Here is a 25265-nt window from a genome sequence, read left to right as displayed (position 1 = left end):
CATGTCTTTTTTGGTTGCAATCGGGTATCATCTTACTAACATGTGGAAGGGCATAACCCATTGGCAGCAGCAAACACTAAACAATCAAACATACATATAGAAGAAAAGGAGATGCGATGACGACGCAAAACGAATTATCAAAAACAGGGTGGAACTTTGACAACAGCTATGCACGCCTGCCGAAATCCTTTTTCAGCAGCCAGAACCCTACCCCGGTGCGCTCACCGAAATTGATCATTCTCAACGAGCCATTGGCAGCATCCCTGGGGTTGGACGCGCAGGCGCTGAAAAGCGAAGAAGGGGTAGAGGTGCTTGCCGGCAACCGGATTCCCGAAGGGGCTGCACCTCTTGCGCAAGCTTACGCGGGGCATCAATTCGGGCATTTTACCATGTTGGGCGACGGCCGGGCACTGCTGCTCGGCGAGCAGATCACTCCTCGGGGTGAGCGGGTCGACATTCAACTCAAGGGTTCCGGCAGAACGCCATATTCCCGCGGGGGCGATGGCCGGGCGGCACTTGGACCAATGCTGCGCGAATACATCATCAGTGAAGCCATGCATGCGCTTGGAATTGCAACCACCCGCAGCTTGGCAGTGGTGACAACCGGTGAGCCAGTCTTCCGCGAAACCGACTTGCCTGGTGCCATTCTGACCCGCGTGGCTGCCAGTCATCTGCGTGTCGGCACCTTCCAGTACGTTGCCAATTGGGGCACTGCCAGTGATCTTAAGGTCTTGGCGGACTATGCCTTGCAGCGCCATTTTCCAGATATAAGTGCGGATGAAAACCGCTATCTTTTGCTGCTTCAGGAAGTGATCAAGCGTCAGGCGGCACTGATCGCCAGGTGGCAGCTGGTTGGCTTTATTCACGGGGTGATGAACACCGACAACATGGCCATCAGCGGGGAAACCATTGATTACGGACCTTGTGCTTTCATGGATGTCTATGATCCGGCAACGGTATTTAGCTCCATCGACATGCAAGGCCGCTATGCCTATGGCAACCAGCCATATATTGCCGGCTGGAACCTCGCGCGATTTGCCGAAGCCCTGTTGCCGCTATTACATGCCGATCAGGATCAGGCTGTCGAGCTGGCCCAGGATGCCCTTTCCGAATTTGGCAAGTTGTATCACCGGAATTGGCTCTCGGGAATGAGAGCGAAATTGGGACTGGGTAACGAAGAGGCAGAGGATGAAGCCTTGATTGAACACCTCCTCGAGATGATGCAGAAGTACCGCGTGGACTATACCAATACCTTCCGGGCATTGACCTTTGATGCTCCGGAGGATACGGCCCTGTTTGGCAGCCCGGAATTTGCCGAATGGCATGAGCGGTGGCAGGAGAGACGGGGCAGGCAGCAGGAATCGAAAGACGCCTCACAACAGTTGATGCGGAAAAGCAATCCGGCGGTGATTCCGCGGAACCACCGGGTGGAAGAGGCTCTGGAAAGCGCGGTGACAGATGGAGACTACAGCGTGATGGAGCGGCTGCTCGAGGTGCTTTCAAGCCCCTATGCCCACTCACCCGAACAGGCTGAATACGCCACTCCGCCTGCACCATCAAACCGCCCCTACCGAACCTTTTGCGGTACTTGATGATAACGCAGCTAGAATTATTTTATCATTTCGCCGAGAAGACTCCCTCTTCACCGAAGCAAGGGGGAGTTGAATCGGCTTTTTGTTAAGAAGCTTCTGCCGTCGGAGGCAGGAGCTTTTTGATTGAATCCGAGTGTTATTCGGAACATATCTGGCATTGAGCTGGGAGAACAGTTGAAAAAATGAATCCTTTTGCCCTTAATAGATGTATTATTATAGGAGCTAATTTTTACGGGGAGGTCCTTATGGGAATCTTGTCTAGGTTTAGAGAGATGATGGCCAGCAATATTCACGCTTTACTAGATAAGAGCGAAGATCCGGAGAAGACGATCGACGACTTCATGCGGAACGTGAACAGCGATCTTGGCAAGGTCAAAGCGGAAACAGCCTCGATGCTGGCGGAGGAGAGAAGGGCGAAGAGAGCGCTGGATGAATGCACGACCGAGATCAGAAAGCTGCAGCGTTATGCCGAGAAGGCCGTGGAAGCCGGCGATGACGAGAGTGCCAGAAAGTTCCTGGACAAGAAAGCGGCGCTGGCAGAGAAAGAGGCTGAGCTGCACGCCGCGTATCAGGCAGCCTCTGCGAACGTCGCCAGCATGAAGCAAATCCAGGATAAGCTGGCAGCGGATATCGGACAATTAGAGGAGCGGCGTGCGAAGCTGAAGGGAAAGATAGCGGCGACCAAGGCGCAGCAGAGCTTGAATTCCATCGGCTCGTCTGGCGGCGGCAAAGAAGCTGTGTTCGACGCTGTGGAGGAGAAGGTAAACCGAGCCTATGACGAAGCCATGGCGATTGCCGAGCTGCGGACAGAAGCGAAGGACGATTTTGACGAGTTGTTCGCGCAATTTGAGAAAAGTACGAGCGCGAATGCCGAAGATGAGTTGGCTGCGATCAAAGAAAAAATGAAAAAGAAGGAATAACTGTTTTTTTCCTACAGAGGTGAGCGCATGCAGATTATCGATTACAAATGCCCGAACTGCGGCAGCGACATGGTTTATGACAGTGAAACAGGGATGCTATCCTGTCATAGCTGCGGAAGAAATGACAATATTGATCAGATGCCGGATCCTCTGGAGAAGAACGTTTTTTCAGAAGGTGAGGCGATCGAGTACCATTGTAAAAGCTGCGGAGCCGTCATCATCACCGAAGCTGAGACGACGGCAACGTCCTGCAGTTTTTGCGGGTCGGTCGTCGTACTTGGCGATCGGTTGACGGGGAAGCTGGCTCCGGTGTCGGTCATCCCTTTTGCCATTAGCAAGGAAGAAGCGATGCAAGCTTTTCGGAAATGGTGCAGGAATGGCCGCCTGACGCCAAAAGGGTTTATGACGGCGGATCGGATCAAGGGGATAACCGGGATGTACGTCCCCTTCTGGCTCTATGATTTGGATAATGCGGTTGAGGTTCAGGCCCACGCTACGCGGGTGAGAACGTACGAGCAGGGGGACTATCGGGTTACGGAAACACAGCATTTCGATGTATACCGGAAGATCCGCCTTAATTTTGTCAAGGTTCCCATCGATGCTTCGGAGAAAATGAACGACAGACTGATGGACAAATTGGAGCCGTTTCCTTACGATCAGCTAAAAAGCTTTAAAACCGCCTATCTCGCCGGCTACGTCGCAGAAAAATACAGTTGCGACGACAAGGAGCTGTTTCCGCGGGCGAAAGAAAAAATCAGCGATTACATCGATTCGTATATTCGGTCTACGATGGGACAATATACCACGGTGAATTATACGAACAAGCACGTCGATACGCGATCCAAGCGTACGGAGTACACGCTGTTTCCAGTCTGGGTGCTGCACTATGATTACAGAAAATTGGAGTATACGTTTGCCATGAACGGTCAGACGGGCAAGGTGGTCGGCAAACCTCCGATCAGCAAGGCGAGGGTGGCAAGCTGGTTTGCCGGCATTTCCGGCGTCTCCTTCCTATCACTAAAGCTGATCGCATGGATGATGGGGGGAGGATTTTGGTGAATAGGAGCGGTGTGATCCTGGCGGTCTTGCTCTGCTTCGCTGTATCCCTCATCTTTCCCTTAGGAATGAAGGCGAGTGAGGCTGCCGCAGCGGAAATGAAGCAGTTGGTTTATGACGAAGCGGGCCTGTTGAATCAGGAAGAGCATGATCTTTTGAACGAGATGGCGAATGAATACAGTGCTCGAAAAGAAACGGACATGATCATTTTGACTTCACAAAACACTACAAATGCCGATGTGGAGAAAATGACGGAAGATTTTTATGACGAGCACGCATTTGGATACGATAAACCCCATGGCAATGCAGTTATTTTGACGCTGGACATGAAAAATAGAGAGGTGTATCTGGCCGGGTTCTATAAAGCAAAGACGTACCTCGATGACGAGCGGCTTGACAAGATCCGCACCAAGATCACCCCGTATTTAACCGGCGGCGAATACATGCTTGCATTTGAAACGTATATGAAAACCGCGGACAAATACATGGGTTTCCGCCCAGGCATAAACCCGGATAACCTATTTTATAACGGTTGGTTTCAATTGGCGGTTTCATTGCTCATCGGAGGGATTGTCGTCGGCATGATGGCCATTCGATCCGGTGGCCGTGTTACAGTCAATGGGCACACCTACGAGGACGCCGCTGCATCAGGGGTTTTAGATCATCGAGATCAGTATCTTCACACAACGGTAACGAAACAGAAGATTGAAAGAAACAAGAACAGCAGCTCGGGCGGTGGCGGCGGGACTACCAGCGGCGGCCATTCGCACAGCGGCAGCAGAGGATCTTTTTAAACGGAAGGGATGGGTTTACAATGTCGTTTTTCGGAAACCAATTTGCAAATGTGGTGGAATGGGAAGAGTTTCGGGACGATATGATTTTTTGGAAGTGGAGCAACCGGGAGATTAAAAAAGGCAGCAAGTTAATCATCCGCTCCGGCCAAGACGCGATTTTCATCCATAATGGCAAGATCGAGGGGATATTTGAGGAGGAAGGGGAGTACCAGATCGCCTCTGAGATCATTCCGTTCTTATCCACGTTAAAGGGGTTTACATTTGGCTTTAACAGCGGGATGCGGGTGGAAGTTTTATTCGTCAATACGAAGGAGTTTACCGTCAAATGGGGGACGCAGAGTCCGGTTCTGATCCCGACTCCCCAACTCCCGGGCGGCCTGCCCATTCGGGCGAACGGCACGTTCAATTTTAAAGTGAACGATTACGTAACGCTGATCGACAAGGTAGCCGGAGTGAAAGACAGCTATCTCGTCGAGGACGTCAAAATCCGGATTACTTCCGTACTGGACCAGCTGCTCATGAAGTGGATCAGCCAGGAAGGGAAGGACATGTTCAATCTGCAGGCAAATGCGCTGGATATTGCCAATGGCATTCGGGAAGATCTGGATATGCAAGTGATGGACATCGGCATGACCATTACAGGTTTTCACGTGATGAGCTTCAATTACCCGCAGGAAATTCAAGATAAGATTACACAGGCGGCCTCCTACGAAATGATCGGCAATCTGCAAAAGTACCAGCAGGTCGCGATGACAGACGGTATGGCATCCGGCAACGTAAAAGGCGCCGGCGCCGCTTCAGACATGGCAGGCATGATGATGGGGATGAACATCGCCAACGAAATGATGAAAAATATAAATGCCGGCCAAACGCAAAAGCCTTCAGAGGATGCTACTACTGCTCCTTCAGTACCGGCTGGCGGGAAAAAGCCGAATTTCTGCCCAAACTGTGGCACGAAAAACGAAGGGGCCAACTTCTGTCCGAATTGCGGGCAGAAACTGAGTTAGAATAGGATCACGGAAGACATGCATTTGGATAAAATTGGTGCATAATAATCCTGTAAGCCCTGTATTCGATCAAACGCACTAACCTCAGCCGTTAGTGCTTTTTTTACTTCATCGGAAAGTTGTAGAATTTCACCCCTATCCATGTCTCTCTGAAATACCTGACTCATTCCTTTTCACTGCCAAACATCGGATATTCTGCTGATCAGGTAATATCGGTTCCTTGTGTTTATCCATGCTCCACTGCGATTCCGCGAGGGAAAAATACGAAAATTATGTCCGACATTAACCGCGACTGCTTGTTTCATCCCTTCATAAGTTATGAGCAAGCCTGAGTGAAGGGAGCTGGAAAAAAACAATTCATCGTCGTGAAAATTTTCCAAAGGTCAACTGCGAGAGCGGTCGGAGGAAACGCATTGGCGATCAATGCTGCGAATGTCCGGAATTGTTTTCCTGATCCCCTTCCATTTCATTGGCAGCCCCTTGTTCATTTTGATGATTGAGGTAGTCACACGACAAAAATCACGGTGCCCAGATTAGGAAAATACTCGTGCATTTTTGTGTATACTTAGGGATAGAAAACTGGCAGGAGGTTCCAATATGGGCAGAGAACATACACATGCAAACCGTCTGATTCGGGAAAAATCACCATACTTATTACAACATGCCCACAATCCAGTCGATTGGTATGCGTGGTCGGATGAAGCCTTTGAAAAAGCGAAACAGGAAGACAAGCCAATATTTCTATCTATCGGCTACTCCACCTGCCACTGGTGCCACGTCATGGAACGCGAATCATTCGAAGACGAAGAAGTAGCATTCCTCCTAAACCAGCACTACATCTCGATCAAAGTAGACCGCGAAGAACGCCCGGACATTGACCACATTTACATGGCGGTGTGTCAGGCGATGACCGGACATGGCGGCTGGCCGATGACGATCATCATGACGCCACAGAAGCAGCCGTTCTTCGCCGGAACGTATTTCCCCAAGGCCTCGAAGTGGGGCAGACCCGGCTTGATGGATATCCTGCATCAGGCAGCGGAGCTCTGGGAGAAAGAACCGGAGCGAATAGCCCATATCGTTGAGCGGATCACAGAGGCAGTCTCTGGGCACCTGACGGGGGACGCCGATGGGGAACTCACGGAAGATACGATGGCCCATGCCTACCAGCTGTTTCGCCAACAGTTTGAACACCGCGATGGCGGGTTCGGCGACGCGCCGAAGTTCCCTACGCCGCACAACCTCCTGTTTTTGCTGCGCCACTGGAAACTGACCGGCGAAGAACAGGCCCTGGCGATGGTGGAACAGACGCTTACCGCCATGCACCGTGGCGGGATTTACGACCACGTGGGGTACGGATTTTCCCGTTATTCGGTCGACCGGGAGTGGCTCGTTCCCCATTTTGAAAAGATGCTGTACGACAATGCGCTGTTGGCCTATACCTATCTGGAAGCCTACCAGGCGACGAAGCGGCCGCTGTACGCCCAAGTGGCGAGGGAGATCTTTACGTATGTTCTGCGCGACATGACCGATCCGGAAGGCGGTTTTTACTCGGCGGAGGATGCCGATTCGGAGGGAGAAGAGGGCAAATTTTACGTCTGGACTCCCGAAGAGATCCGCAATGTGCTGGGCAGCGAGGTCGGGGAGCTGTACTGTGCTGCCTACGACATCACGGAATCGGGCAATTTTGAAGGGAGCAGCATCCCCAATCTGATTCGGCATTCTTTTGCGGAGACGGCAAAACGGCTGGGCAAAGGCGAACCGGAGCTGCGGCAGCTCTTGGCAGACGCGCGTGAACGGCTGTTCGCGGCTCGGGAACAGCGCGTTCATCCGGGCAAGGACGATAAAATCCTGACGGCATGGAACGGTCTGATGATTGCCGCCCTGGCCAAAGCAGCTCAGGTGCTGGGAGAAGACAAGTACGAGCAGGCGGCGGCGCGGGCGGTCCAGTTCGTGCAGGGCAAGCTCAGCCGCCAGGATGGGCGGTTGCTCGCTCGTTACCGTGATGGCGAGGCGGCTCATCTTGGCTACGCAGACGATTACGCGTTTCTCGTTTGGGGGCTGTTGGAACTGTACGAGGCCACCCTGGATTCCCGGCATCTGCAGGATGCGGTCCGATTGACAGACGACCTGCTCCGGCTGTTTTGGGATGCGCAAGCGGGCGGACTGTTCTTTTACGGCAGCGATGGAGAAACACTCATCGCCCGGCCGAAGGAGATCTATGACGGGGCCACACCGTCGGGAAACAGTGTCGCTGCGTATAATCTGCTTCGTCTATTCCACCTGACCGGCCGCACGGAGTATCAGGAGCGGGCCGAGCAGCTACTGCAGGCATTCGCCGGAAGCATCGAGCAGTATCCGCCAGGATACAGCTTTTCCTTGATGGCTTTGCAGCTTGCCACTGGTCCGGTAAGGGAGATCGTGATCGCCGGAGAGCACGGGTCGGAAGAAGTGAAGCAGCTTCGCGCTGCCTTGCGGGACAGCTACCAGCCACTGGCCGTGATCGCCTGCCACGACCCGAACGACAACGACACCTTGGCAGACATCGCCCCGGCGATCCAGGAGAAGACGATGCAGGCCGGCAAAACCGCTGTCTACGTGTGCGAAAACTTTACCTGCAGCGCTCCGCTTACCGATCTGCAGCAGGTAAAACAACTGCTTGCCGATTAATGGTCTAAACGGATCCCCGTCACCAGCTGTACAGCAGGTGGCGGGGACTTTTTGATTGGCATGATCGGCTTTACCTGGGAGCAAAGAAATCAGAAAACTAAAATTAGTGCGAAAAACACATTGAGTTTCTTGTTATAAGCTGGTAGTATATAGAATAAATAAGAAATATCGTTTCTTAATAAGAAACAATAAGGAGGATAGATGTAAAGCCGTCGGGCTGCTTCTTTTTTACACCTAATTAGAAACGTTGTTTCGTAATAAGAAACAAACAAATGAGGGAGGATTCTATGGCACTTCAAACGGAACAGCTGGCCCGTTATGGCGAGCTGACCAAGACGATCCGCCGGCACATCGTCAGGATGACCCATCAGGCGGGCAGCGGTCATCCGGGAGGGTCCTTGTCGGCAGCCGAAATCTTGACCGTTCTGTTCTTCGAGCACATGAATGTCGATCCGCAAAACCCGAAATGGCAGGGCCGCGACTACTTCTTCCTGTCGAAAGGGCATTGTACGCCGGTTTACTATTCCGTATTGGCGGAGAGAGGATTTTTTCCGGCGGAGGAGCTGCTGACGTTCCGCCAGGTTGACGGCCGTCTGCACGGACACCCATGCAGTGAGAAGTGTCCGGGAGTAGACATCTCCTCCGGCTCGCTCGGCCAGGGGCTGTCGGTAGCCAACGGAGCCGCATTGGCAGCAAAGCTGAATGGGACCACCCAGCGGGCCTATGTGATGATCGGGGATGGGGAGCTTCAGGAAGGACAGGTTTGGGAAGCGGCAATGACAGCATCGCATTACCGTCTGGACAACGTATGCGCCATCATCGACTGGAATAAAATCCAGCTCGACGATTACGTCGAAAACGTCAAAGGCGTCGGCAACCTGGCGGACAAATGGAGGTCATTCGGCTGGCATGTGGTGGAAATCGACGGGCATAACCTCAATGAAGTCGACGATGCCCTCCGCGAGGCGAAAGCGACGAAAGGAAGGCCGACGGCGATTCTGGCCAACACGGTCAAGGGAAAAGGCATTTCTTATATGGAAAATACGCATAAGTGGCATGGCTTGGCTCCGAATCGGGAGGAACTGGAATTCGCTTTGAAGGAGTTGGTGTAGATGACGATCGCAGCAGCTGCACGAAAGGCCCCGCGCGAAGGATACAGCCAAGCATTGATCCGGTTAGGCGAGCGGCATCAAGACCTCGTTGTTCTGGATGCGGACTGCGCCAAATCGAACATGACCAATCTGTTCAGGGAGAGGTTTTCCGACCGCTTCTTCAACGTCGGGATTTCCGAGTGTGATTTGGTCGGAACGGCAGCCGGATTGGCACTGGGAGGCAAGACGCCGTTTGCCAATGCATACGCCAATTTCTTGACGGGTCGCGCTTTCGACCAGATGCGGATTTCTGTCTGCTATGCCAACAACAACGTGAAGATCGTCGGGCATAACGCAGGCACATCGGCTGCCCAGGAGGGGGCGACGCATCTGCCGCTGGAGGATATTTCGCTGATGAGAAGCTTGCCGCGAATGACCGTGATCGTTCCCGCCGACACAGTCGAAATGGAGAAAGCGGTGGAAGCCGCGTACAACTGCCAGGGTCCCGTTTATTTGCGGGTCGGCAAGCTGCCTGTGCCAATCGTGACGGGAGCCGGGGACCCGTTCCAGATCGGCAAGGCGATCCGCTATCGCGAAGGCAGTGACGTCTCGATCTTCAGCACAGGCATGATGCTGAGCGAAGTGTTGCCTGCAGCAGAAGAGCTGAAGAAGCGAGGCATCAGCGCCGAGGTGATTCACTTCCATACGATTAAACCGATTGACGTAGAAGCTGTCGTAGGATCGGCGGACAAGACGAAACTGGTTGTAACGGCTGAGGAGCACTCCATTATCGGCGGTCTGGGCAGTGCTGTCGCGGAGGTCCTGGCAGAACACCGGCCCACCAGACTGCGCCGCGTTGGCACGCGGGATCGCTTCGGCGTATCCGGCAAAATGGATGAATTGCTGGATTGGTTTGGCCTCAGGGCTGCCAATATCATCCAAACGGTTGAGGAGAGCATCCAAGGGGAGATTTGACATCGTTTTTCCCGGCAATGCAGGCGGACCGCATACGTTTGCCGATCTGATCGGCACGAACAATCGTGTGAACAAGAAGAACCAATCAAAGGAGGAATGACGACAATGGCAAAGCAAAAGCTGCAAGTTGCCGAAGCGATCGCGCTCTACTTGCAGAAGAAGGGCGTAGCGCACATCTACGGCGTACCGGGCGTAGCGATTTTGCCTCTGTACGACGCCATCCGCGAATTGACGGATATCCGGGCATTTGTCGTCCGGCATGAGCAGACAGGAGCTTTCATGGCGGATGCCTATTCCCGGGTAACGCGAAAAGTGGGAGTTTGTGCGGCGACTTCCGGACCAGGGGGGACGAACATGATCACAGGCTTGTACGGAGCCTATATGGACTCTATCCCGATGATCGCCTTCACCGGTCAGGTGGCTTCTCACCTGGTAGGCACACAGTCTTTCCAGGAGGTTGCCATCACAGAAATCGCAAGGCCGGTTACGAAGGGCGCATATCTGATCAACGATGCACAGACGGCGTTGGAAAAGTTCCATGAAGCGTGGGAAACGGCTACGACCGGGAAGATGGGTCCGGTACTTGTCGACTTGTGCGTCGATGTCCAAAAAACGGTAGTGGAAGTCGATCTGGACGAATTGACCAGCGTCTCTGCCGAGCTTCCCCAGGCTGCCGACGAAGATATCGCCATCACGATCGAGATGCTTCGCGAAGCGAAGAAACCGGTTCTTATCTCCGGCGGCGGCGTCAACCTGGCCGATGCCCATGCCGAACTGAAGGAGCTTGCGGAAACACTGCAAATCCCGGTTGTAACCTCCGTGATGGGGATCGATACGTTTCCCAACGACCATCCCCTGTTCGCCGGACGCATGGGTACGATGCTGAACACGCCGCTTGGCAACAAGACAGTACTTGAAGCGGATCTCGTGATTAACCTCGGCGGACGCTTCGGCGATCGCAGCATCGGCAATTTTGAAGAGTTCAAGCACAATACGAAAATCGTACACGTCAATCTGGACAAAAAACAAATCGGCAAATATCTCGAGACGGAGCACGGTGTCGTGGCGGACGTCAAATCGTTCATGAGAAAGCTGACGGATACCGTAAAAGCGCTCAACCAGGAGGTGGCTACTGCCAATGCTCTGGAAATCAAACCGCTTGACTTGACGGAGGAGCGCCATCGGCTTGCCCGCAAAACGGATTTTGATTCGGTCCCGATCAAACCGCAGCGCGCTTTGCGAGAGCTTCGCGAGTATTTGGAGCGCGATGCCTTCGTGAGCCACGATTGCGGGATCAGCCAAATCTGGTCATGCCAATTGTTCGAGGTGTATGAGCCGCGCACCTATCTGATCACGGGCGGGGCGGGGACGATGGGCTGGGGCCTGGGAGCTGCCATGGCGGCGAAGCTGGCATTCCCGGAACGCCAAAGCGTCAATATCGTCGGAGACGGAAGCTTGGGCATGTCGCTGCAGGATCTTGCGACAGCGGCAAAATACAACATTCCGATCATCGTGTTCGTCCTGAACAACTCCTTGTACGGCTTGATTCGCCAGCAGCAAAACTGGTGGTATGACGAGCGCCGCATCTCTACTGACCTGATCTACAAAAACGAGCTTTGCAACAATGACGAGCGAGGCATCGACTTTGTAAAAACAGCCGAAGGGATGGGCGTTCGCGGAGAACTGGTCACCGACTGGAAGGACATCAAACCGGCGCTTGAGCGCGGTTTTTCCCTCAACAAACCGTACCTGATCGAGGTTGTTGTGGATCCGGAAGCCGTTTGCGGCTTCTCCTTCAACGGCAGACTTTCTACGGTAGACTATTCGATCCATTAGGCAGTCAGGTCCCACCCCCAGACTAAATACTGTCCCCCTTCAGCGGGAAGGACAGGGTAACAAAGGAGCGTCCTTACACGATGAGAGGCACTATTCACGATTACATGCAAATTGGGATTGTTCATTTTATGGCTTATCCGCAGACGATGGCCGGAGACGGCCCTATCGCAGAAACCATTCACAAAATCATCACCGATGATTTTTTCTCCGCCATTGAGATTACCCAGGTGAATGATCCGAAGCAGCGGAAGCTGGCAGCCCGGATGCTGGAATCCGGCCGGATGACGGTCGGCTTTGGAGCGCAACCTGTGCTGCTTCGAAACAAGGGCGATTTGAATTCCTTCGACGAAGAGAAGCGCCGGTCTGCGATTGAACTGGTCAAGGGGGCGATCGATCAGGCGTATGAAATGAACGCAGGCAAGCTCGGATTGCTCAGCGGACCCAAACCGTCCCAAAACGAAGAGAAGGCTGTCCAGCTTCTGGTCGACTCCTTGAACGAGCTTGCCCGCTATGCGAGAAGCAAGGGCGATCTGGTGCTCTCCCTGGAGACGTTCGACGACGAAACAGACAAGAAATGCCTGATCGGTCCGAACCGTTTGGCGGTTGAGGTAGCGCAGGAAGTAAGAAAAAACGATCCGACCTTTGGCCTGATGCTTGACCTCAGCCATCTGCCGATGCAGCGCGAAAGTTCCCGCGATGCGCTGTTCACGGCCAGGGATTACATGAATCACGCCCATATCGGCAATTGCTGCGTGAAAGATCCCTCTGATCCCGCCTTTGGCGATACACACCCGCGTTTTGGCTACCCGGGCGGCGAGAATGACATTGACGAGCTGGTCGAATATTTGAAGGTGCTGCTGGACATCGGCTACATCGGGGAAGGCTCCTCCAACGTCGTCGCTTTCGAAGTGAAGCCAGTCGGAGACGAATCGCCGGATATTGTCGTGGCCCAATCCAAGCGCACCTTGATGCAGGCGTGGAAGAAGCTGTAAAGTTGGAATTTTTGCCAATGTGGGATATAGTAAGATGATGGATACTTGTCAATCTCAACTAATAGAAACGCTGAGGTGTCTCACATATGGCAAACGATAACATCGTACAATCGGTCGATCGCGCCTTGAAAATTCTGGATATTCTGGCTTCTAAGCGAGAGGGATGCGGCGTAACGGAAATATCCAAAGAGATGGATTTGAATAAGACGTCCGTCTACCGGATGCTGTCTACCTTCGTCAAGCATGGTTATGTCGAGCAGGATGCCGGAACAGAGCGATACAAGCTGGGCTACAAGGTGCTGGAGCTGAGCTCGAGTCTGCTGGATTCGATTGATTTGCGCACAGAGGCGAAGATGTACTTGGAAGAATTGTCACAGTTTACCAATGAGGTGATTCACCTTGTCGTGTATGACCGGGGCGAGGTTGTGTATATCGAGAAGCTGGAAGGCAATGAAACGCTTCGCATGCATTCGAAGGTCGGATCAAGAGCCCCGATGCATTGCACCTCTGTCGGTAAAGTCATTCTGGCCTATCTGCCGCCTTCCGAAGTGTCAAAAATTCTCGAAGACCACGCCCTGGAGCCGCATACCATTTATACCATTACGGATAAGGAAACGCTGTACCAACAGTTAAACCAGATTAGAACCCAAGGGTACGCGCTGGATTTGGAGGAGAACGAACTTAGCATCTCCTGCATTTCCGCTCCGATTTTTGATCGAACAGGCAAAGTGGCCGCCGCCGTCAGTGTCTCCGGACCGACAACCAGAATGACGATGGAGAAGTTCGACCAATTAAAGGATGTCATGATCTCGATTGGCAAAAAGATCTCGGCGAGACTCGGATACCGGGAATAGCTGTATAGTGCCGGGAGTAAAAATTAGCTGACGGGCCATTCAGCTTCAACAGGTGGAAGCACTTTACAAAAAATATCGAAAAGGGTGATGAGGGTTGAGATTGGTCGATGATCAGGCAAAACAGGAGATTCTCGAATGGATCGATTCCGAGCAGGAGCGGCTTGTCCAATTTGTTCAGGAACTGGTGGCGATTCCATCGGATAATCCGCCGGGCGATTGCTTGGCGATCGCGGACTTTATTGAACGAAAATTAAGGGAATTGCAATTTCATGACACGGCACTTTTGGAAGTGGCAGAGGAAGAAGTGAAGGCGAACGGCATGCTTAAAGTGTCCAACGTGCTGTCGACGACTGTGTTCGGCAGCGGAGCGGGTGTCGATATCGCGCTTAACGCTCACGGGGATGTCGTTGCGCCGGGCCTCGGATGGACGCATGATCCGTACGGCGGCGAAATTGTCGACGGCAAGCTCTACGGTCGGGGTGCCGCCGTATCGAAGTCGGATATCGGTACGTATACCTTTGCCGTCATGGCGCTGCGCAAATACGCCGATCAGTTGAGCGGCAAAGTGTCGCTGGCGTTTACCTTTGACGAAGAGGCGGGAGGGCTGGTCGGTCCCAAGTGGCTGCTGGATAATGGCTATATCCGTCCTGATCTTGCCATAGCGGCAGGCTTCACGCATTCAATCGTAAACGCACATAACGGCTGCTTGCATCTGGAAATCCGGGTCAAAGGCAAGTCTGCCCATGCCGCCCTCCCCGAGACAGGACACGACGCGCTGGAAGCGATGACCGGTGTTCTGCAGGCGCTGTACGGATACCGCCGGACGCTTGGTCAGGTTCGTTCACAGGTGGCAGGAATAAAGTCGCCCTCCCTGGTCGTAGGCTTGATCTCAGGCGGGATTAACACGAACGTCGTTCCCGACCAATGCGTCATCCGCCTAGACCGCAGGCTGATTCCGGAGGAGAACGGGGAACAGGTGGAAGCAGAGATTCGCCAATTGGTCGAGAATGCGGCCGGCAGTTACCCGGGCATAACCGTGGAGATTGAACGCATTCTCCTGGCCAACAGCTACGGCCCTGTTCCGGAAGATTCACTGCTTGTGCGGACACTTTGCGCTAACTGGAAGGAAGTCATGGAAGGCGAGCCGGAGATCCACGGGGTACCGCTGTACGCGGACGCCAGACTGTTTGCCGAAGCCGGCATTCCTGTCGTCATGTTTGGCGCTGGTCCGCGGACGCTTGAAGAAGCCAATGGCCACCGTGCAGACGAACATGTAAGAGTCGACGATTTGATCAAAGCGACCAAAATCGTTGCCCTGACTCTGTACGATCTGTTGAAGAAACCCGCATAAGGATACTTGAAGTGCCGACACAAAAGAAGGACCCGGCAGTGACAGCCGCCAGGTCCTTCTTCACGGTCAACGAAAAGCTTATATCAATATGCTGTCGTTCTGGAAGACGACACTCCCGTTCACGATCGTCGTCACGACTTTTCCTTGGAACGTTCTGCCGACGTACGGCGACTGCTTGTGGCGATAGAACAGGTCTTCCCGCCTCAGTTCAAAGCTTTCCTTCAGGTTGACAATAGCCAGATCGGCATCGCTGCCTGCGGCAATGGTTCCCTTTTGCGGATAAAGGCCAAACAGCTTGGCGGGATTGGCAGACGTCAAAACGACGATTTGCTCCAGCGGCAAGCCGCGTTTGAAGTGTCCTTCTGTCAGCATGATATTGAGTGTCGACTGAGCGCCCGAAATGCCGCCCCAGGCTGTAAAGTAATCGCCATTCTTCACTTCCTTCATCGAAGGCGGGGCAGGGGAGTGGTCGGAGGCGATGATGTCGATTTGGCCGTTGACGACAGCAGCCCACAATTGTTCGACTTCCCGCTCGTCCCTGAGCGGCGGGCAGCATTTGGCGATGCCGCCCATGCGTTCCAGATCGGCGACTGTCAGCGACAAGTAGTGGGGGCAGGTTTCGACGGATACATCAACTCCCCGCTCCTTGGCATCCTGGATGACCTCTACCACCTTCCGGCTGCTCGCGTGAACGACGTGGACTCTGCAGCCGGTTGCTTCCGCATAGGAGATTACCCTGTGAACCGCTTCGATTTCCGACAGGATCGGCCTGGAATCTGCAAAGTCTCTGGCCGAAGTTTGGTTCCGGCTGCGTTTGTCCGCGGCCAACTGATCGCAGATGACGGTGCTCTCCGCGTGAACGGCCAGCAAGGAGTTGAGGGAAGCGATTTCTACCATGCCTGTAAAGAGGCTGACATCGTCAACATGTTGAAAGTCGGCAATACCGCTGGGGGACATAAATGCTTTGAAGCCGATGACACCGGCTTCGTGCAATTCTTTCAGATTCCCGATATGCTCCGGTACCAGGCCTCCCCAGTAATAAGGGTTGACGATGGACTTTTGTTCGGCAAGCACCCGCTTCAGATCCAGATTTTCTTTCGTGACCGTCGGCGGAGTATTGTTCAGCGGCATGTCAAAGAACGAAGTGACACCGCCGGCCGCCAGGCTCCTGCTTCCGGTCTCAAGACCCTCCCATTGTGTGCGTCCCGGTTCGTTAAAATGAACATGTGTATCGATCAAACCGGGAAATACGTGCAATCCTGTCGCGTTGATTTCACTCGGGGCTCTAGATTCAAGCCGCTTGCCGATCGCCACTTCGTTTATCTTCCCGCCCTGAATCCCGATGTCCGCTTGGGCGGTAAACTCTGCCGTTACAATGGTGCCATTTCGGATAATCAGATCGTGATGACGCATTGCCTGTCTCCTTTCGATTGGTCATAATTTTCTGGCAGATACGGCTTTGTTGTTGGTGATCCATTGGCCGATCGGCTTGCCGACGATACCTTGATAGAGATCGAAGACAAGATGGCCGCGCACAAAAGTTTTGGTGACTCGGCAATGGATGGTTCTTCCAATATAGGGGCTGTGCTGATGACGATAATACAAATCTTCCTTCGCGACGGCATAGGACTGGGTGTCGTCTACGAGAATGAGATCTGCATCCTTGGACACGGCGATCTCTCCTTTTTGCGAGAGGCCAAAGCGCTTGGCTGGATTGGCAGCGATCATCCGCACGAAATCGGTTACGGGGAGACCGCGCTTCCGAACGGCTTCGTCGAACATCAGATCAACATTGTTTTGACAGCCGGTAATGCCGCCCCATACTTCAAAGATGTTGTTTGACGAGCTGTGCTTCATCTCAGGGGGACAGGGGGAATGATCAGAGGTCAGCATGTCGATCTTGCCTTCAAGCAATGTATCCCACAGCTTGGCTTGCTCTTCATCGCTGCGGAGCGGGGGAGCGCATTTGGCAACCGGCCCGATTCGCTCAAAATCGTCCGTTGTCATCGTAAAGTAGTGAGGACATGATTCCAGCGTAACATCCTGACCCTCCTCGCGAGCTTTCACGATTTCTTCAACCGCTTCAGCTGAGCTGATGTGAACAAAGTGCAGCTTGCAGCCCGTTTTTTTTCCGAAGTAAAGCGCTCGTTTAACGGCTTCGACCTCGGCGAATACGGGGCGTGAGTTCACGTAGTCGGCGGCAGTGGTCTTGCCTTGTTTCACCATTTCTTCGCCGAGGCGGTCTGTCAGGTTGGCATCCTCGGCATGGATGGAGAGGATGGCCCCTAGCTCAGCCAGTTTTTTCATCCCGTTGTAAAGCGTGTAGTTGTCTACATTCTTGAAATCGTTTGGAATATCGGACCCGCAGGTAGACATGAAGCACTTGAAGGCGACGACGCCTTCCTCGGCCAACTCTGCCAATTTGCCCAGGTTTCCGGGGACAAGGCCGCCATACAGGGCGTAGTCGACATAGTTTTTGCCTTTTGCTGCCTGAATTTTGAGATGAAGCGCTGCCTTATCGACGGTCGCTGGCAGCGCATTCAGCGGCATATCGACGTAAGAGGTCGTACCGCCCGCTGCGAGAGCCTTGGTTCCGCTGAGGAAGCCTTCCCATTCGGTACGTCCGGGCTCGCATATATGCACATGGGTGTCAATCATGCCGGGCATGACATATTGGCCTTCCGCATTGACGATCTGCCTGGCAGGCTCGTCGATGGATTCCGCAATGGCGGAGATCACTCCGCCGCTTATAGCTATATCTGCGACTCTGACCTCGTCGCCGAAGACGACTTTGCCGCTTTTGACAATCAGATCGTATCTCATATTCTCGCTCCTTGTTCACATCGATTGGTCAAATATCGTCCCCTTTTTGAAGGGAGAATCTTTCCATGCATACTTCATCAGCAGGTAATAGGCAATGCCAGCGACGAATACGCCGACAAGCCAAGCCAGCTCCACGACGATAAACGCCGCACCGGCACCGATGAACATCGCGAGCAGCGCGCACGGATTATATCCGGCGAAAGGGCCGTCTTCTCTGTACAGCTCGGCGATATTCACTTGTTGTTTTCTTAAAAGATAGTACTCAACCAGCAAAATGGAGATGATTGGGCCTAAGAAGGCGGAGTAGATCAGGATGAACAAGCCAAGCCCTTGCGCTGAAGAATCTTGCACGAGCACCCAGGGGAAAGAGCCGATCGCGAGCAATCCGGTTATCGTCACCGCAGGCTTATACTTCAGTTTTGTAAGCAAGGTAATGACGTAGGCCGGCGGAACAATATTGGCAACCATGTTTACGGCGATCGCACCGATGACGATAAAGGCAGATACGCCTACCGTGATATATGCATTGTCCACCACGATCGCGAATGCCTTTACCGGGTTGGATATCCCGGTAGCAGAAGCAAGCATGGCACCGATCGTCAGGACGAATCCGTACGCCAAGAAGATAGGTGAAAAGTACAAAAACCCGCGTTTTGCATCGCTCACACCCGATTTCAGTTCTCTTGAATAATCGGCTGCGCTCAAGAAGATCGCCGCATAATTGCCTAAAAACATCACGATGAATCCGAAGAACGGAAGCCCCCAGGTACCTTTCGCATTCACCCAGTTTTCGGTGATCGCGGCTCCGTGGGATGTCAGAAGAACGCCAAATACGTAGACAAGCGCCAATATAATGACAACAGAAGCAAGGATCTCGACCCACTTGATGGCGTGGAAGCCGTACAACGAAAGGGCGATTTGCACCAGCTGCAGCACGACAAAGCAAGTGGCCACACTGTCAAAGGAACCGCCCGTTGCGACTTTGGCAATTTCATTGAGGGCTGTGCCGCCGATCCAGCTTTGAAAGCCGTACCAGATGATGGCCGGGATGCCTCGCATCAGCGACGATACGACAGAGCCCTTGAATCCGAAGGACATTCTGAGCTGGACGACGTACGGTATTCCCGTTCTGTAACCAAGACGGTCATTGAGCGCAAACACAACGGAGATGATGCCAATGGCGATAATCGCGGCGGCGAATGTCTGGATGAGGTTTAGCGTTGCAGTTCCCGCTACCACCATGCTGGCACCGAGCGTCATGTTGCCCAGATTCACGCCATCTCCAAGCCACATAAAAAAATAGGATATCGGGCCTACCGTCCTGCCGCCCTCCGTTTTCGGCTTCAGCGATTCATCCAGGGCCGCCGGCTGGTGGGGCAGCGACTCGGATTGGATGGAATCTTCCAAATGTACTGACATTTCGTGACCAACTCCTTTTTATCCTTGTTTCTGGATCCCTGTTAACGCTTACAAAAAGCGTAATCACTTTCAAATGGGATGTCATTGGCTAAGATGGATAATATTCGCATCCCGATTTTATGCAAAATCAGCTATAGACTTATAAAAGGAGTCCGATCGCACCAGGAAGGCGGGGAATGTGCAGCGCCATGCAGGATTGACGAAGGAGATTCACGGGTTTACCATATCTTATCATCCCTTTGTGTGAAACATGACTTGCGCAGTCACTGAATAGAAGGAGGCGAATGTGATGGAAGTAAGGGTGGAGCATCTGCTCCGGATGGAACGGCTGCGTCATGCGGTTGTGGTTGCGGGAACCGCAGGGCTGGCGAATGTCGTCAAGGGCATTACGATCATGGAAGCTCCCGACATCGCCGATTGGCTGAGGGGCGGAGAAATGCTGTTGACGAGCTTGTATGCGATCCGCTCGTTCACCGATGATGAGAATCGAAATTTTGTTCTTCGCCTCGGCGAGAAGAAGGTGAGCGCAATTCTGATCAAGCATCAGCGGTTTGTCACAAGCATTCCGCATACGATCATTGAAACAGGTGAGAGAATTTCCCTGCCTGTCATTCAAATTCCGGAGGACGTCCCCTATGTGGACGTGCTTTACCCCGTTATGCAAAAACTCTTCAATACCCAGGTCGTCAAGCTTAGTTATTACAGAACGGTCCATGACCGGTTCACCGCGCTGTCTCTGAATGATGCAGGGCTGGAGGCGATTGCTTCGACCTTGGAGGAATTGATCGGAAACCCGGTCGCCGTCTATGACCGCCATCGGACGTGCATTTCCGCCAGTTCCGGATATACGGAGCCGGTAGGAGAAAAAGTACGGAACGAAGCTCGGGAGAAGGCGGTGGATACCAAGTTTCCCTATTACTGGGTCAAGATTCAATCCGCGAGTGCGGCTGGAAGGACAGAGGAACTGGAACAGGTGGTGGTTCCGATCCATACCGTTAATCACATCAAAGCATATCTCGTCGTATCGGAAGTGAATAAGCCTCTGGAAGAGCTCGACTTCATTGCGATTGAAAGCGCAGCTACGGCCTTGTCCCTGGAACTGGTTAAGCAGTTCGCCGTTTCGGAGGTTGTACGGAAATTCGAGAATGACATTATAGACGACCTGCTTGCGGGCAAGGTCCAGAACGCGGAATTGATTTACCAGCGGGCGGAGATGATCGGATGGGATTTGAAACGAGCCTATGCCGTGATGCTGTTTCAGATTAATGAAGAGAAATTGTTCAGCAGTGACCGCGAACTGCCCAAGCCGGGGGACTCTCACCGATATCTCAGCAAAACCAGCACGTACCTGCAGGATGCGATCCGCGACCGTTTTCCGGAGGGCATTATGCGCAGCCGCAGTGACACCATCATCGTTCTTTTGCCGGCAGACGATTGCGAAAGGAAAGCGAGGGGCTGGTTGTCGCCGGTCAAGGAGAAAGCCAGAGATATCCGGAAATGTGTAAAGCGCAAGGCACCGCATTCAGTCGTGCAGGTTGGAATTGGCAACATAGCGGAGTCGGCGCTGGAGATCGCGGACAGCTACGTGCAGGCCCAGCATGCGCTGGAGCTGGGTGGCACACTGCACGGCTGCGAATCGGTCACCGCTTATTCGGAGTTAGGCTTGTACCGCATTTTATGCCAGTTCCCCGATCCTGCGGCTCTGGCAGCTTTTATCCCGCCTTCGTTAAACAAGTTGGCCGAAAGCAAAAATGCGATGAAGCATGAACTGCTGCGTACGCTTGAGGTTTTTCTCCAGCACAATCAAAACGCGACCAAAGCTTCCCTAGAGCTGTTTGTTCACTACAAAACCGTGATGTACCGCCTGGAGCGCATAAAAGAAATGACGGGAATGGATTTTGACGATCCGGAAGAGATGTTCGCTGTGCGTGTGGGGTTGAAAATTTTGTACTTGCTAGATAAAACAGGAAAAATCCGCTAAATCTATTCTGAATATTCTGTATAAAATTGGTGTGAAGACGGGTGAATGTCCCGTCTTTTTTCCTTCCATGGATAAAGAATGGCCAGGAGTTTTATCCTCTGCTGTCAATGACTCCCGGGAAAAAAGCGTTTACCCTTGAATACAATACAACCACTGTACTGAGATGATCGCTACTGGATGCGAGTACGACAATCAATCGAGGAAAGGAACAAGAGGATGGTGGATTTAGAGAAAGAGATCGTGCAAATGCTGGAGTGGCTCGGGGCTTACGGAAGGGACCCGGAAGGAGGCGTCACCCGACTCCTCTATACCAAGGAATGGCTTGATGCCCAAAAGGCATTAGAGAGCTGGATGATACAGGAAGGATTCGACACGTATTTTGATGAAATAGGCAACCTGTTCGGCGGCCTTAGAGGCAGCAGGTATGGGAACGAGACGGTGTTGACTGGTTCGCATGTAGATACCGTGTGCAACGGAGGCTTGTACGACGGACAGTACGGCATTATCGCCGCTCTCATGGCTGTCAAATACCTGAAAGAAAAGTACGGTGAGCCCTTGCGCAATCTGCAGGTCGTCTCTATTGCGGAAGAGGAAGGAAGCAGGTTTCCTTACACCTTTTGGGGAGCCAAGAACATCGTCGGCACGGCAAAGCGCGAGGAGGTCGAGGGGATAACCGGCTTTGACGGCGCGTGTTTCGCTTCGGCGATGAAAACATGCGGCTTTGATTTCCCCCGCGAGTCAGCGGGCATGCGCCGGGATATCAAGGCGTTCGTCGAGGTTCATGTCGAACAGGGAAGTGTGCTGGAGAAGGAGAAGAGGTCGATCGGCGTTGTCACCGGCATTGTCGGCCAGTGCAGATACAAGGTAGAAGTAAGCGGGCAGGCGAACCACGCCGGAACGACGCCAATGGGCTATCGTCGTGACGCGTTGCATGCCGCCAGTCTGATGATTTTGGACATTTACAGGCGGGCCCTTGATTACGGCGATCCGCTGGTGGCGACGATCGGCAAGATAGAAGTGAAACCGAGTGTTGCCAATGTCGTTCCCGGCCACGCTCTGTTTACGCTGGACATCCGTCACCCAGACAAAGAAGCGCTTGCCCGGTTTTGCGCAGAGATCACGGACTCGCTTCAGGCAATCGCTGACGAAAGAGAGGTGGGACTTGCCGTTGACAAGTGGATGGACGCCTGTCCAGTCCCGATGGACGCCAGAATCGTGGAGGTCATCAGGAGACAATGCGAACAGCAAGGGCTGAATTACAAGCTGATGCACAGTGGAGCCGGACACGATTCGCAAATTTTGGCCCCTTACATTCCGACAGCGATGATTTTTGTTCCCAGCCGTGACGGAGTGAGCCACAATCCTGCTGAATTCACCGAACCTCGCGATCTGGCTGAGGGGTTAAAATCCCTGATCGGCACGCTGTACGAATTGGCTTATCAAGAGTAGAAGCGGCTTCTTTTGACCGGTGTAGGTGGGTTCCCCCGCATCCAACCGTGCAGTTGGGTGCGGGGGAGTTTTTCTTAGAGGGGAGGCATTTTTACTTTTCCTTCCTCGAACAACTCTTTTAACAAGTGTCGGGCATACCCTGCCGCCTGCCCAAAGGTCACCTTTGCCGGCATTGGCGCTTCGTTGGCGTCGACGACAACATCGACGATACACGGTTTGCCAAGGGTGACAGCCTGCTGCAGCGCAGGGAGTATCTGATCCGGATATTCTACCCGGATGCCGACCCCGCCGCAGATGTCGGCGTACTTGGCGAAGTCGGGGTTGTGCAGATCGGTGGCGTATTCGAGGTTGCCCATGACCTCCTGCTCAAACTTGATCATTGCGATCTTGTGGTTGTTTAACACCACGACGATGATCGGAAGCTTGTACTTGACCGCGGTAAGAAAATCGCTCATCGTCATCGCAAACCCGCCATCTCCGCAGACGGCGATCACCTGCCTGTCCGGATAGGCGATCTTTCCGGCGATCGCTCCCGGGAGGCCGCAGCCGAGCGTCGCCAGCCAACTGGAGATGACCATTTGCTGGTTGGTCATCTTCAGGTGGCGCGCCACCCAAACAGTCACATTTCCGACATCAACGGACAGGACGGCATCGTCAGCCAATACCTTCTGCAGCTCCTGAATGACGCGCTGGGGCTTGATTGGCACCTCGTCGTTTTGGGCGACATCATCCATTCTGGCCCACCACTGATGCAGACTTTGCTGGCAGCGTTCCAGAAACTCCCGGTCTTTTTTCGGGTTGATCTCATTGGTCAGCCAGCGCAGTACCTTGTTGGCGTCTCCTGTCAGCCCGATGTCGACCGGATACCTCTTTCCGATCTGAGCGGGATCGGTATCGACTTGGATGGTCATGGCCCGTTCCGGCAGATAGCCCGTAAAGGGATAAGAAGTGCCGACCATCAACAAGGTATCTGCTTCCTGCATCGCTTCCTGGGCGGGCCGCGTGCCGATCAGTCCCAAACCGCCCAGGCAGAGCGGATGGTCGTCTGGAACCACTCCCTTGCCAGGCAGAGACAGGATGATCGGGGCTGCGATTTTCTCGGCAAAAGCCAGCAGGTTGTCCCTGGTCCCTCTGGCTCCGCGTCCGGCGAGAATCACGGGTTTCTTCGCCTTCTCCAGGACTTGCTTGGCTTGCATCAGATCCATCAACTGGGGAAGGATGACCGGCTTGGAGAAAAACGTACTGGTCCGGCGGGCTTCGCCTTTCACTTCAAATTTGGGGATGTCGTCAGGAACGGTGAGGACGGCGACGCCTCTTTTGGTGTAGGCGCTTCTGATCGCTTGGTTGACGACTGCCGGAAGCTGTTCGGCGGACATGATGCGCTGGTTGTAGACGGCGACGTCGTCAAACATCCGCTCCAGGTTCACTTCTTGAAAGAAATCGGTTCCGATCAAATCAGACTCCACCTGGCCGGTGATCGCAAGCACTGGGGCTCTGTCCAGCTTGGCGTCGTACAGTCCGTTTAACAGATGGATCGCGCCGGGTCCGGCGATCGCCATACAGACGCCCAGCTTGCCAGTCAGCTTGGCGTAGGCTGCCGCCGCGAGGGCGCCTGCTTCTTCGTGTCTCACCTGAATGAACTTGATCTTGTCCTGAGCCTTGCGCAGCGGCTCGATCAAAGAATTGATCGAATCGCCCGGCATTCCGTAGATGTGGTCCACGCCCCATTCAATCAACAGCTCGACCAAGACCTCTCCAGCCAATTTTCCAAACATATGATCTCTCCTCCGCAAAAGAAATGCTCTCCGTAGTCTTTCGCAAATCTCGAAAAAGAAACCGTTGATTTCTTCATGAACAGGTATGAAAAAGGGGAGAACCCATTCGGGAAGATAGGCACCGAACCAGTCAGGCGGCAATAAACTGATCAAGAAAAGAGAGAAAGGAGGATCGCTTCTGTATGCAGTTTTATTACGAGGAGAAAATGCCGCTGAGAATTTTGGACGAAGGAGAGTTTTGGAAACTTCAGGAAAGCGAACACACCGATGTCATCCGGGCATTGGTGCCTGATCTGGAGCAGCCGTTTGTCGAGGCGCTGAAGACTTGGGAGCAGTCCCTGGCCCAAACGCAAGCCTTGTTCGTCCGCTATATAGAACTCGTCGTCCGCTCCAAACATGTCAGCCGCGCGGTTTACTGGCAAATTATGGAACTGGTTCGCTTTGCCCTGAAACAAAGCGAGCAGTTCGTTCAACTGCTGAATCAGTTGGGGAAGGAGAGCAAAGCACTAAGCAGTAATCCGACGGCGATTACCGTCCTCAACCATATCCGCCGCGAATCGGAGTACTTTATCGGCATTGCCATGGCGGTGCTCCAAAAAGAGTCTTATTAAACAGCAGTCTCCTGCCGTTCCGACCTGAACTGTGACCTTAAATGTAGACAGTTTAAAAAAAGTCCTGCT

The 25265-nt window shown here is 53.3% G+C and carries 19 protein-coding genes; 15 read left to right on the top strand and 4 right to left on the bottom strand.

Going from position 1 to position 25265, the window contains the following annotated elements; all coding sequences use genetic code 11:
- The first annotated feature begins 116 nt into the window (after positions 1-116).
- The 12 genes from ACI7RC_RS21475 (at position 117) to ACI7RC_RS21420 (ending at position 15138) form a co-directional block, all read left to right on the top strand.
- The gene (locus ACI7RC_RS21475) at positions 117-1592 is read left to right on the top strand and encodes a protein adenylyltransferase SelO (protein ID WP_408110241.1); all 1476 of its coding nucleotides are present in this window, start codon (positions 117-119) and stop codon (positions 1590-1592) included.
- Between the two features lie 245 nt (positions 1593-1837).
- Positions 1838-2512, top strand: a complete 675-nt coding sequence (locus ACI7RC_RS21470; protein WP_408110240.1) for a PspA/IM30 family protein — start codon at positions 1838-1840, stop codon at positions 2510-2512.
- Positions 2513-2539: 27 nt separating this feature from the next.
- Positions 2540-3571: a TFIIB-type zinc ribbon-containing protein gene (locus ACI7RC_RS21465; RefSeq protein WP_408110239.1), complete on the top strand. Its 1032-nt coding sequence runs from the start codon at positions 2540-2542 to the stop codon at positions 3569-3571.
- Positions 3544-4362 (top strand): TPM domain-containing protein, encoded by an 819-nt coding sequence (locus ACI7RC_RS21460; protein WP_408110238.1) that lies wholly within the window; start codon positions 3544-3546, stop codon positions 4360-4362. The genes ACI7RC_RS21465 and ACI7RC_RS21460 overlap by 28 nt, the downstream gene beginning before the upstream one ends.
- Before the next feature lie 20 nt (positions 4363-4382).
- Positions 4383-5369, top strand: a complete 987-nt coding sequence (locus tag ACI7RC_RS21455) for an SPFH domain-containing protein (protein WP_408110237.1) — start codon at positions 4383-4385, stop codon at positions 5367-5369.
- Positions 5370-5966: 597 nt separating this feature from the next.
- On the top strand, positions 5967-8039 hold the full coding sequence (locus ACI7RC_RS21450; RefSeq protein ID WP_408110236.1) for a thioredoxin domain-containing protein: 2073 nt from the start codon (positions 5967-5969) through the stop codon (positions 8037-8039).
- A gap of 287 nt (positions 8040-8326) precedes the next feature.
- The gene (locus tag ACI7RC_RS21445) at positions 8327-9151 is read left to right on the top strand and encodes a transketolase (RefSeq protein ID WP_408110235.1); all 825 of its coding nucleotides are present in this window, start codon (positions 8327-8329) and stop codon (positions 9149-9151) included.
- Positions 9152-10105, top strand: coding sequence for a transketolase family protein (locus ACI7RC_RS21440; protein WP_408110234.1), 954 nt, complete (start codon positions 9152-9154; stop codon positions 10103-10105). It begins immediately after the preceding gene.
- A 105-nt stretch (positions 10106-10210) separates the two neighbouring features.
- Positions 10211-11941, top strand: coding sequence for a thiamine pyrophosphate-binding protein (locus ACI7RC_RS21435; protein WP_408110233.1), 1731 nt, complete (start codon positions 10211-10213; stop codon positions 11939-11941).
- An 80-nt stretch (positions 11942-12021) separates the two neighbouring features.
- Positions 12022-12933: a sugar phosphate isomerase/epimerase family protein gene (locus ACI7RC_RS21430; RefSeq protein ID WP_408110232.1), complete on the top strand. Its 912-nt coding sequence runs from the start codon at positions 12022-12024 to the stop codon at positions 12931-12933.
- Positions 12934-13019: 86 nt separating this feature from the next.
- Positions 13020-13787 carry an IclR family transcriptional regulator gene (locus ACI7RC_RS21425; protein WP_408110231.1) on the top strand — a complete coding sequence of 256 codons (768 nt, stop codon included), beginning with the start codon at positions 13020-13022 and terminating at the stop codon, positions 13785-13787.
- Between the two features lie 94 nt (positions 13788-13881).
- Positions 13882-15138 carry an ArgE/DapE family deacylase gene (locus ACI7RC_RS21420; protein WP_408110230.1) on the top strand — a complete coding sequence of 419 codons (1257 nt, stop codon included), beginning with the start codon at positions 13882-13884 and terminating at the stop codon, positions 15136-15138.
- Between the two features lie 78 nt (positions 15139-15216).
- On the opposite strand, the gene ACI7RC_RS21415 is transcribed toward ACI7RC_RS21420, so the two are convergent.
- The 3 genes from ACI7RC_RS21415 to ACI7RC_RS21405 are packed head-to-tail and all read right to left on the bottom strand — an operon-like array spanning position 15217 to position 19380.
- Positions 15217-16551, bottom strand: coding sequence for an allantoinase (locus ACI7RC_RS21415; protein ID WP_408110229.1), 1335 nt, complete (start codon positions 16549-16551; stop codon positions 15217-15219).
- A 21-nt stretch (positions 16552-16572) separates the two neighbouring features.
- Positions 16573-17961, bottom strand: coding sequence for an allantoinase AllB (allB, locus tag ACI7RC_RS21410; protein WP_408110228.1), 1389 nt, complete (start codon positions 17959-17961; stop codon positions 16573-16575).
- 15 nt (positions 17962-17976) lie between these two features.
- Positions 17977-19380 carry an NCS1 family transporter gene (locus tag ACI7RC_RS21405; protein ID WP_408110227.1) on the bottom strand — a complete coding sequence of 468 codons (1404 nt, stop codon included), beginning with the start codon at positions 19378-19380 and terminating at the stop codon, positions 17977-17979.
- A gap of 289 nt (positions 19381-19669) precedes the next feature.
- Between ACI7RC_RS21405 and ACI7RC_RS21400 the strand changes: the two genes are divergently transcribed.
- Complete coding sequence (locus ACI7RC_RS21400; protein WP_408110226.1) at positions 19670-21361, top strand: PucR family transcriptional regulator; 1692 nt, start codon at positions 19670-19672, stop codon at positions 21359-21361.
- 216 nt (positions 21362-21577) lie between these two features.
- The gene (gene allC, locus ACI7RC_RS21395) at positions 21578-22810 is read left to right on the top strand and encodes an allantoate deiminase (protein WP_408110225.1); all 1233 of its coding nucleotides are present in this window, start codon (positions 21578-21580) and stop codon (positions 22808-22810) included.
- A gap of 74 nt (positions 22811-22884) precedes the next feature.
- Here the strand turns inward: allC and ACI7RC_RS21390 are convergent, their stop codons facing one another.
- A complete protein-coding gene (locus tag ACI7RC_RS21390; protein ID WP_408110224.1) occupies positions 22885-24585 on the bottom strand; it encodes a pyruvate oxidase in 1701 nt (566 codons plus the stop codon).
- A 182-nt stretch (positions 24586-24767) separates the two neighbouring features.
- Here ACI7RC_RS21390 and ACI7RC_RS21385 point away from each other — a divergent pair, with 182 nt between their 5' ends.
- Positions 24768-25196 carry a DUF2935 domain-containing protein gene (locus tag ACI7RC_RS21385; RefSeq protein ID WP_408110223.1) on the top strand — a complete coding sequence of 143 codons (429 nt, stop codon included), beginning with the start codon at positions 24768-24770 and terminating at the stop codon, positions 25194-25196.
- Positions 25197-25265: the final 69 nt, after the last annotated feature.

Source organism: Brevibacillus sp. B_LB10_24 (genome assembly GCF_046036945.1).
Classification (GTDB): Bacteria; Bacillota; Bacilli; order Brevibacillales; family Brevibacillaceae; genus Brevibacillus_C.
Note: the sequence above shows the minus strand (reverse complement) of the source record. Positions and strands in the feature narration are given on the sequence as shown.